Below are 7,077 nucleotides of genomic sequence, written 5' to 3'. Positions count from 1 at the left end.
GTAACGTCGGCAGCAAAATCAGATCATCAAAATCGAGCACATTACAGGCGCGCAACTGTTTGTCGTACTGCTCGTAGCAGTAGGCAAATAAAAAGCCCTGTTCACCTTGTGCGATCACTTTGGCACGCTCGGGCAAAATTAGATCATTTTTCCAGCTTGATATTTGGTTTACCAGCTGGCTAAGCAGGTCTTTATCGCCCTGCAGTTGGGTCTCTGTTAGCTCTTTGAGCAGAGCCATTTGGTCTTGGTCATCAAACAGTGAAAAACCGCTTTTGAGACCAATGGCTTTGTGTTCTCGTTTTAAAATTTCTAACCCGAGTGAGTGAAAGGTGGAAACCAACAACCCTTTGGTTTCATGGCGGCCGAGTGTCTGGCTAACACGCTCTTTCATTTCACGCGCGGCTTTGTTAGTAAACGTTACAGCAACAATGTGGCGAGCCTGATAACCACAAACGCGGATCAGGTGCGCAATTTTGGTGGTGATCACCCGTGTTTTACCCGAACCTGCACCGGCTAAAACAAGGCAGGGGCCGCTGACACTCTCTACTGCTTCCTGCTGACGGGGGTTTAAACGCATACCACTTCTCCGAAAATTTACTGCCAAATACCGCGCTGATTTTAGCACTTCATCCCTAAAAACAGGCTAAAAAACCGTGAGATACTGCTGCTGGCTTATTATCTCATAAACAGTAAGTAACATTCGTACCGAATGGTCGTGTAATTTTATGCGGTAACATTGGGTTTTGTTTGCACAAATGCAAATAACGCTTACAATAATGTGAAATGAACGTTCATTCAGTATCGGTGCTATTTTGCCCGAATCAGGTATTCACTGCCGTACTGTATGATGATAAATAACCCTTCAGGAACCTCTGAATTTACCATGCTCGATACCCGAGAACAGATCCTTGCGGCAACTGAAATTGTCTTGGCCACCCACGGTTTTCAAGGGCTTTCTATGCAGAAAGTGGCTCAGCAGGCGGGTATTGCGGCCGGTACTATCTATTGCCACTTTAAAGATAAACACGATCTGCTGATTCAACTGGCAGCTGCAATTCGTACCCGTATTGCCAACCAAATCTGTGCCGATGTGGCAACAGAGGGGCCTTTGTATGGCCGTTATCGCCAGTTGTGGTTGAATTTATGGCAATTTTGTTGTCAAAACCCCAACCAAATCAATAACCAGTATCAGTACGATAATGTACCCGGTTTCAGCCGCCCGTTATGGGCTGAACAGCGTGAGCGTTATGCCGTTTGGTTTAAAGTGCTGGAAGAGGGGGTGGCAAGCGGTGAGTTAATTGATTTACCGCAACAGGTGTTATCTACGTTAAGTTTAGAAACTGCGCAGGGGCTTTTTCGGCGCATGAGTATTCACGGTGATACCACCACGTTTAGCCCGCAGATCATAGAACAAACCATTGAAGCCAGTTGGCGCGCAATTTTACGGCCCGATAAGAGATAATAAAGAGATTATACGCGGGATAAATGCGCCTTATTGCATAAGCCCGATAAGTCAGTATTCGCACCATAAGTCTGTGAAATCAGCCCAGCTAAGGGATAAACACACGGAACGCGAACATATTAACAGAGCGATATTTTTAATACGGAGCATCAGATCAAGATGAAAAAATGGGTCGCAGGGATGTTATTGCTGGTGGTTGTCCTTCTTGGCAGCGTCATCGGGTTTAACATGTTCAAACAGCATATGATCGCCAACGCACTGGCGAACCGCCCCGAGCCGGATTATCCGGTAACGGAAATGACGATTAAGTCTACCAACTGGATCCCGACGATTGAAGCGATCGGTTTTATCGAGCCAAATCAGGGTGTGTTTGTATCAACGCAAACTCCCGGCATCGTAAAACAGATCAATTTTAACTCTGGCGATCAGGTAACTGCGGGAACCGTGCTGGTGCAGCTTGATGATCAAGTTGAACGTGCTAATTTGCAGGCGGCACAGGCAAAATTACCGTCTGTAAAAGCCACTTATCAGCGCTATTTAGAGCTGTCAAAAACCAAGTTTGTCTCTAAATCAAGCTTAGATGAAGCGCAGGCTAACTACGCGTCTCTGCTGGCCCAAATTGAGAGCCTAAAGGCGACTATCGATCACTACAAAATCCGCGCACCATTTAGCGGCATTGTCGGTATTCGTAATATCAACTTAGGCCAATACCTGCAGCCGGGTACCAATATTGTGCGTTTAGAAGAGGTGTCGGTGATGAAACTGCGCTTCACTATCCCACAAACGGAAATCTCTCGCGTACACACCGGTCAGCCAATCGACATTTATGTTGATGCTTACCCACAAGTGCCGTTCAAAGGTCAGGTAACAGCGATTGAACCGGCAGTTACTGCACAAAGCGGTTTGATTGAAATTCAGGCAGATATTCCAAACAACGATGGCCGCCTGCGTTCCGGTATGTTTGCACAGGCGAAGATTATTCTGCCTACGCTTGCCGATCAGATTGTGATCCCGCAAACGGCAATCACTTTTACGCTGTACGGTGAAACTGCGTATGTCCTGCAAGAGAAAGAGGGTGTACTGCGCGCTGAACAAATCACGGTGAAAGCCGGTGATCGTAAAGGTGACAGCGTACACGTGCTTGAAGGCTTAAAAGCGGGCGATCGTTTGGTTACCACAGGTCAGGTTCGTCTGAGTAACGGCAGCAAAGTGCATGTCGTGAATGATGATCCGCTGGTCGCGCCAGCACAGCCACCGATGCTATAAGACCGGAGTGTAATGATGCGCTTTACCGATATATTTATACGGCGGCCGGTACTTGCGATTTCGATCAGTTTTCTGATCGCATTGCTCGGCCTGCAAGCTTTGTTAAAAATGCAGGTACGTCAGTATCCTGACATGACCAATACCGTGATCACGGTCAGCACCAGTTACTACGGTGCCAGTGCTGATCTGATTCAGGGCTTTATCACTACCCCGCTTGAGCAGGCCATTGCACAAGCGGATAACATTGACTTCATGACCTCAAGCAGCCTGATGGGTTCTTCTACCATTACGGTTTACATGAAGTTGAACACCGACCCCAATGCCGCGATGTCGGATATTCTGGCGAAGGTAAACTCGGTGCGCTCTCAGATCCCGAAAGAGGCGCAAGACCCGACGATTACCAGTTCAACCGGTTCAAGTACGGGTATTCTCTACCTAGGCTTTACCAGTAAAGAGTTGAACTCTAGCCAGATTGCTGACTACCTTGATCGGGTAGTAAAACCGATGCTGTTTACCGTTGATGGGGTCGCGAAAGTTGACCTGTACGGCGGGGAAAAGTACGCGATGCGCGTATGGCCTGATCCGGCCAAAATGGCAGCATTTGGGATTACCTCAACCGATTTAGTGCAGGTGATGACCGCCAACAACTACCAGTCAGCGACCGGTCAGGTAAACGGCGACTTCGTGTTCTACAACGGTAATGCCGATACTCAGGTTAACGATGTCTCTGACATGGAAAATCTGGTGATCAACAGCAACAAAAGTGGTCAGGTGATTCGTTTAGGCGATATTGCAAAAGTCACGATGGCGAAAAGCCATGACTTGTATCGTGCCTCTGCAAACGGCCGTGAAGCGGTGGTTGCCGCGATTAACGGTGCGCCATCAGCGAACCCGATTACCGTTGCGGCTAACGTGCTCAAACTGTTACCGGACATGACCCGTAACATGCCAAGCACGATTCAGATGAACGTGATGTATGACTCAACGATTGCAATCAATGACTCTATCGATGAAGTGGTGAAAACCATTGTCGAGGCGGGTGTGATTGTACTGGTGGTGATTACGCTGTTCCTCGGCTCTTTCCGTGCGGTACTGATCCCCGTTGTCACCATCCCGCTGTCACTGATTGGTGTGGCGATGATGATGCAGTTCTTCGGGTTTACCTTAAACCTGATGACGCTGCTGGCGATGGTGCTGGCAATCGGTCTGGTGGTAGATGATGCGATCGTCGTTCTCGAAAACGTCGATCGGCACATTAAAGAGGGTGAGTCTCCGTTCCGTGCGGCGATTATTGGTACTCGTGAAATCGCTGTACCGGTTATCGCTATGACCCTGACGCTCGGCGCGGTATACGCCCCGATTGCTCTGATGGGCGGCCTGACCGGTTCACTGTTTAAAGAGTTTGCGCTGACACTGGCCGGTGCGGTACTGGTTTCCGGTATTATCGCACTGACACTGTCGCCGATGATGTGTGCACATATCCTCAAAGCACACGACAAACCGAGCAAATTCGAGCTGACCGTACATACCGCACTGGATAATCTGACTGAACGTTACGACCGCATTATGCACGCCATTATGCAGCACCGTGCGGTTGTGATTGCCTTTGCAGTACTGGTGTTTATGTCGCTGCCTCTGCTGTTTAAATTCATTCCAAGCGAACTTGCGCCGAATGAAGATAACGGTGTGGTCGTTCTGATGGGTACAGCGCCGTCAAATGCGAACTTGGATTACATCCAGCAGAGCATGGCACCGATCAACAAAATCCTGTCTGAACAGCCGGAAGTACAGTACTCGCAGATTTTCTCGGGTATCCCTACTGCGAATCAGGCCTTCGGTTTGGCAACACTCAAACCGTGGAGTGAGCGTACCGCTTCTCAGCAGGAAGTGGCCAACCGAGTGACCGGTCTGGTGAAAGACTTGCCGGCAATGTCAGTGACTGCATTCCAGATGCCGGCTCTGCCGGGTGCATCAAGCGGCCTGCCATTCCAGTTTGTTATCACTACACCGAACAGCTTCGAGAGCCTGTTCCAGATTGCGACAGATATGTTGGGCCAGATCCAGAGTAACGGTATGTTTGTTTACTCATCAATGGATCTGAACTTTAACTCGGCCACCGTCAATATCCAGATTGATAAAGACAAGGCCGGTGCATACGGTGTTACGATGCAGAGCATCGGTAATACGCTGTCAACCATGCTGGCCGATGGCTATGTAAACCGGATTGACCTGTATGGCCGCTCGTATGAAGTGATCCCGCAGCTTGAGCGTAAGTATCGTCTGAACCCTGATCTGCTGAACCAGTTGTACGTACGTGCTGCTGACGGTAAATCAGTGCCACTGAGCAACTTCGTGAAGATGACCGTTCAGTCAGCGCCACCATCACTGTCACACTTCAACCAGATGAACTCAGCAACCCTGAGTGCGGTTCTGGCTCCGGGTGTAGCAATGGGTGATGCGGTGAGCTGGATTGAAGGCCAAGCAACTGAGAAGTTACCACAAGGTTATAGCTATAACTTTACCGGTGAATCTCGTCAGTTTGTTAACGAAGGTAATGCCCTGATGGGGACTTTCGGTTTAGCACTGGCGGTTATCTTCTTGGTACTGTCGATTCAGTTTGAATCACTGCGTGACCCGCTGGTGATCATGGTTTCCGTACCACTGGCAATTTGTGGTGCGCTGATCGGGCTGGCATGGGGCTTTGCCACCATGAACATCTACTCACAGGTGGGCTTGATTACGCTGGTTGGTTTGATAACCAAACACGGTATTTTGATCTGTGAAGTGGCCAAAGAAGAGCAGTTGATGCACGGCCGTAACCGTATGGATGCCGTCATGGCCGCCGCCAAAGTGCGTTTACGCCCAATTCTGATGACCACCGCGGCGATGATTGCCGGTCTGATCCCACTGCTGTATGCCTCAGGGCCGGGTGCAGCAGCACGTTTCAGTATGGCGATTGTTATCGTATCCGGTCTGGCCATCGGTACACTGTTTACCCTGTTTGTACTGCCGGTTATCTACACTTTCCTTGCCAGCCAGCACAAACCGCTGCCGGTATTTGTGGAAGATAAAGATCTGGAAAAGTTACAACGGGTTGATGAAGCTCGTGCTGCTATCCAGCAAAACCGTGAAAGCCGTGATCCACAGTGAATATGATCAACACACAGTAAAAATAAGGGTTAACCTTCTGTAACTGTGTTATTGCTCACACAGGCCAGCGCCTTGTCGCTGGCCTTTTTTATTACCTATTCGCGATGCTTGCCGTACAATGCTTAGAGCACTTTCGGAGGATAACCCTGATGATTGATCCAAAAAAAATTGAGCAACTTGCCCGTCAAGTTCATGAGTCTATGCCAAAAGGTATTCGTGAGTTTGGTGAAGAGGCTGAGAAAAAAATCCGCCAAACACTGCAAGCACAGCTCGGCCGGTTAGATTTGGTTAGCCGTGAAGAGTTTGATGTACAAACTCAGGTGCTGTTGCGTACCCGTGAAAAACTAACTCAGTTTGAAGCTCGTTTAGCCGAACTCGAAGCGCGTCTGGCTGCACAATCATCTGCCAACACCGCTCCGATTAGCCAAGAGAGCGACAAAAGCGAATAACTGCCGTTTTCTTAGTAAATCATCAAAACAGCGCAGATACGGTATCAACATGCGCTGTTTTATTTTCGGTTGCCGCACACCCCTTCTCCTTGCCTTACAACGCTCTGCTTTTGCAGTGTATCCCTGAAATTATTTTATCTTTGTGCTGTTTATCTCTCTGGCAGTTTATCGACCGCATTTTCCCAATAATTCGGTTTTACAAAGATATGATTAAAAGAAAACCATGATATACCCGCTATTGATTGTTAATTCCTATTAATTATATCTGTAATGTGGGCTTTATTTTCCGTTAAAACCCGTTACAATTAATGCAACTGAGAATCATTATCAATTAATAGTAAAGGGATATCATCATGTCGACTGCACTCATACTGACGGTTTTAGCCGGTAGCGCGACCTTTATCGGTGCAATTGGCGGTGTTATCGGGCGTAAGCCATCAAACCGCGTCTTAAGTTTTTCACTCGGCTTTGCGGCCGGCATTATGTTGTTAATCGCATTAATGGAAATGCTACCAGCAACGCTGGCTACCCCCGGTGTCAGCGCGCTGACCGGTTACGGGGCATTTATTGTCGGGTTACTGGGCTATTTTGCGCTAGACCGCTTATTACCACACGATCATGCCCATGATCTGATGCTTAACAACCATGATCACAGCACACCGCGCCCACCCAAAGATATTAAACGAGCGGCTATTTTGCTGACACTGGGTATCAGCCTGCACAACTTCCCCGAAGGGATTGCCACTTATG

At 48.5% G+C, this 7,077-nt stretch carries 5 protein-coding genes and 1 pseudogene; 5 read left to right on the top strand and 1 reads right to left on the bottom strand.

The features are described from left to right. Window positions 1–577 (bottom strand): UvrD-helicase domain-containing protein (locus ACRC27_RS13580; RefSeq protein WP_438640127.1); only part of this gene is annotated, 577 nt, incomplete at its 3' end. A 267-nt stretch (window positions 578–844) separates the two neighbouring features. Between ACRC27_RS13580 and ACRC27_RS13575 the strand changes: the two genes are divergently transcribed. From ACRC27_RS13575 to ACRC27_RS13555, 5 genes and pseudogenes are all read left to right on the top strand, one after another. After that, window positions 845–1,462 carry a TetR/AcrR family transcriptional regulator gene (locus ACRC27_RS13575; protein ID WP_438622604.1) on the top strand — a complete coding sequence of 206 codons (618 nt, stop codon included), beginning with the start codon at window positions 845–847 and terminating at the stop codon, window positions 1,460–1,462. A 159-nt stretch (window positions 1,463–1,621) separates the two neighbouring features. Further along, window positions 1,622–2,728 carry an efflux RND transporter periplasmic adaptor subunit gene (locus tag ACRC27_RS13570; RefSeq protein ID WP_438622603.1) on the top strand — a complete coding sequence of 369 codons (1,107 nt, stop codon included), beginning with the start codon at window positions 1,622–1,624 and terminating at the stop codon, window positions 2,726–2,728. A gap of 12 nt (window positions 2,729–2,740) precedes the next feature. Further along, window positions 2,741–5,878: a multidrug efflux RND transporter permease subunit gene (locus ACRC27_RS13565; RefSeq protein ID WP_438640126.1), complete on the top strand. Its 3,138-nt coding sequence runs from the start codon at window positions 2,741–2,743 to the stop codon at window positions 5,876–5,878. A gap of 149 nt (window positions 5,879–6,027) precedes the next feature. After that, window positions 6,028–6,327: a ubiquinone biosynthesis accessory factor UbiK gene (gene ubiK, locus ACRC27_RS13560; RefSeq protein WP_438622601.1), complete on the top strand. Its 300-nt coding sequence runs from the start codon at window positions 6,028–6,030 to the stop codon at window positions 6,325–6,327. 353 nt (window positions 6,328–6,680) lie between these two features. Further along, window positions 6,681–7,077: pseudogene (locus tag ACRC27_RS13555) on the top strand (zinc transporter ZupT); the annotation flags it as partial.

This window comes from Plesiomonas sp. (assembly GCF_051650925.1).
GTDB lineage: Bacteria > Pseudomonadota > Gammaproteobacteria > Enterobacterales > CAMTGL01 > Plesiomonas.
The sequence above is the reverse complement of the archived record's forward strand: the minus strand, read 5'-3'. Positions and strand labels throughout refer to the sequence as shown.

Coding starts and splice junctions, on each gene's coding strand:
- ACRC27_RS13575 (WP_438622604.1), top strand. CDS start 845: ATGATGATAAATAACCCTTCAGGAACCTCTGAATTTACCATGCTCGAT.
- ACRC27_RS13570 (WP_438622603.1), top strand. CDS start 1,622: ATGAAAAAATGGGTCGCAGGGATGTTATTGCTGGTGGTTGTCCTTCTT.
- ACRC27_RS13565 (WP_438640126.1), top strand. CDS start 2,741: ATGATGCGCTTTACCGATATATTTATACGGCGGCCGGTACTTGCGATT.
- ubiK (WP_438622601.1), top strand. CDS start 6,028: ATGATTGATCCAAAAAAAATTGAGCAACTTGCCCGTCAAGTTCATGAG.